4 protein-coding genes are annotated in these 2,920 nt (G+C 36.8%); 1 reads left to right on the forward strand and 3 read right to left on the reverse strand.

The window, feature by feature from the left end:
- A partial coding sequence (panC, locus tag BZK14_RS09165) for a pantoate--beta-alanine ligase (RefSeq protein WP_077926205.1) occupies window positions 1-592 on the reverse strand: 592 nt, incomplete at its 3' end.
- 7 nt (window positions 593-599) lie between these two features.
- Entirely contained in the window at window positions 600-1,388 is a 789-nt protein-coding gene (gene panB / locus BZK14_RS09170; RefSeq protein WP_077926206.1) for a 3-methyl-2-oxobutanoate hydroxymethyltransferase, read from the reverse strand.
- Window positions 1,389-1,517: 129 nt separating this feature from the next.
- Here panB and BZK14_RS09175 point away from each other — a divergent pair, with 129 nt between their 5' ends.
- Window positions 1,518-2,462, forward strand: coding sequence for an arsenic resistance protein (locus BZK14_RS09175; RefSeq protein WP_077926207.1), 945 nt, complete (start codon window positions 1,518-1,520; stop codon window positions 2,460-2,462).
- 74 nt (window positions 2,463-2,536) lie between these two features.
- On the opposite strand, the gene BZK14_RS09180 is transcribed toward BZK14_RS09175, so the two are convergent.
- Window positions 2,537-2,920, reverse strand: a 384-nt coding sequence (locus BZK14_RS09180) for an ATP-binding cassette domain-containing protein (protein WP_143691423.1), incomplete at its 5' end; no start/stop codon positions are given.

Genomic DNA, 2,920 nt, shown 5'->3' on the forward strand with positions numbered 1-2,920 from the left:
CAATTGCACGCTCCTTCTCTTCACTTGATAAATAACCATTACGACTTGATAGCGCTAATCCTGAGTTATCTCTACAAATAGGGACTGCAACAATCTTAATTGGCATGTTCAACTCTTCAACCATTTCTCGGATAAGATATAACTGCTGAAAATCTTTTTCGCCAAAATATGCAACATCTGGCTGAATGATATTAAACAGCTTAGTAACTACAGTTGCAACACCATTAAAATGCCCTTCTCTCGATGCTCCACATAATTCATTTTGAATATCTGAAGGTACAACACGAACAGATTGAGTGCTTTTAGGGTACATTTCTTCAGCATTCGGAGCAAATACAGCATCAACACCTAGTTCTGCCAATTTCTCACAATCTTCTAATAAGGTTCTGGGATAACTACCAAAGTCTTCATTGGGCCCAAACTGGATAGGATTAACAAAAATTGAAACAATGACATGTTTAGACTCAAACTGAGCAGCCTTAATTAAAGATAAATGCCCAGCATGTAAATTCCCCATCGTAGGGACTAATGCAACTTGTGACAAGCCTTTTCTAAAGGCACGCATTTCAGCAATTGTTTTAATGACTTGCATAACTTTCCTAATTAAATGAATGTTGTTCGGTTGGAAATTGAGATGTTTTGACAGCATCCACATAAGCTTTTACTGCCAATGCAACAGAATTCGTTTCTGCTAGAAAATTATGAGAAAAACTTGGTGGATCAGGATAAATTCCGAGCATATCTTGTAAAACTAAAACCTGCCCATCACAATCCACGCCTGCACCAATGCCAATCACAGGAATATTCACTTGTGCGGTAATGGCTTTCGCTAAATCTTTTGGAATGCATTCCAATACAATCAATGAAGCGCCTGCTGCTTCATGCGCCTTGGCTGCTTCAATCATTTCATCAGCTACCGCTTGATCGCGACCTTGAACACGATAACCACCCAATGCATTCACAGATTGTGGCGTTAAACCTAAATGTGCACATACAGGAATCGAACGCTTAGATAAATAAGCTGTTTTCTCCACTTGATCTAAACCACCTTCCAATTTAACCATATGTGCACCAGCCTTCATTAACTGCACAGAATTTTGAAAAGCAGACTCCACAGAGCCTTCATAAGCACCAAATGGCAAATCAGCTACTAATAGAGCTTTTTGATTCCCTTTAGCAACATTCTGAGTATGGTAAATCATATGTTCTAATGTTACAGGTAAAGTACTTGTATGACCTTGAATCGTCATCCCCAATGAATCGCCAATTAATAAAATTTCGACGCCAACGTTATTCATCACTTTTGCAAAAGAGGCGTCATAGCAAGTTAACATTGTTATTTTTTCACCCTTCTCTTTCATCTTTCTTAAGGTTGTTACTGTGATCATGCAGTGCTCCAAATCAATTTTTCATAAATTGTTCGATTATAGCGTTCAATTCTCAAAGAGCCACCCTCCTTGTGATCATCCGCTATAATTAAAAATTGAATACAATCCCATCATTCATGGATCAAATAGATGAGAGACCAAATAGAACACAATCAAGTCAATATTTATGCTGTCACGATTATTATAGCTATAGTCATTGGATTCATCTTCCCTGCTGTTCATACTCTGAATAATGTATTACCAGTAACTTTAGGTATTTTAATGTACAGCATGTTTCTGCAGATTCCTTTTGCTGATTTAAAAGCATCCTTCAGCAATCGCCAATTCATGATCGCATTGCTTATCAGCAATTACATTATTGTGCCCTTGTTAGCTTATTTATTGATTCAGTTTTTGCCGAATCAACCTGCCATTATCTTCGCTGTTTTATTGGTATTATTAACACCTTGTATTGATTATGTGATCGTATTCACTCAAATTGGCAAAGGCGATGCCAAACTAATGCTTGCTTCCACACCATTATTATTCATCACTCAGATTCTGTTATTGCCTGTTTATATTTGGTTAATGCTAGGAAAAGGCTTTTTAGGCTCATTATCCATCATGCCTTTTATAGAATCTTTTCTATTTCTGATTGTGATACCTTTGATCGCAGCAATATTGGTTCAAACATTTTCAGCTAAAAATCGCATCATTAATATCACGCATGAAATTTCCAATTGGTTGCCTGTGCCATTCATGGCGATTGTTCTGTTCATCATCATTGCTTCACAAATCACGCCCATTGCCTTGCATTACGAGCAAATTATTCAAGTTATTCCGATCTATATTGCATTCATAGCGCTGATGTTTCCACTCAATCTTTTGGTGGGAAAGTTATTTAAATTGAAATCTGAATCTAAGCGCACATTGATTTTCAGCGCAGGCACAAGGAATTCATTGGCTGTACTGCCATTTGCCCTAGCATTGCCTGAGGATATGATATTGATCACAACAAGCATCATCGTCACACAAACAATTGTAGAGCTGATTGGTGAATTGGTTTATGTAAAACTCACACCGAAGATTCAGTAGTAACCACTTAAATTCAAATACTAAAAAAGCTCTGATCACACACTCAGAGCTTTTTTAGTTTTAATATTGAAAACTTAATCGAAATCCTCTTCAAACATCCCTGCCAATTCTGGTGCTGTGAGATTATGCTTCTCTTCTTTGCTGAATGTTTTTAAGAACTGACCATTTTTCAACAACATTGTGCGATCACCATATTTAAGAGCATGATGCATATTATGTGTGATCATCAAGCATGTTAAATGTGAGTCTTCCACAATTTTATTGGCTAAATACATCACATTTTCAGCAATTTTAGGATCCAATGCTGCTGTAATTTCATCTAATAATAAGATTTTAGAATCAGATAAAATCGCCATAATTAAGCTCAAAGCTTGGCGTTGCCCACCGGATAAATTCATCACAGAATCTTGCAAGCGATTCTCTAAACCCATATTCAATAATGATAAGCGATCACGGAA

Origin of the sequence: Wohlfahrtiimonas larvae (genome assembly GCF_002006755.1) — a bacterium.
GTDB lineage: Bacteria > Pseudomonadota > Gammaproteobacteria > Cardiobacteriales > Wohlfahrtiimonadaceae > Wohlfahrtiimonas > Wohlfahrtiimonas larvae.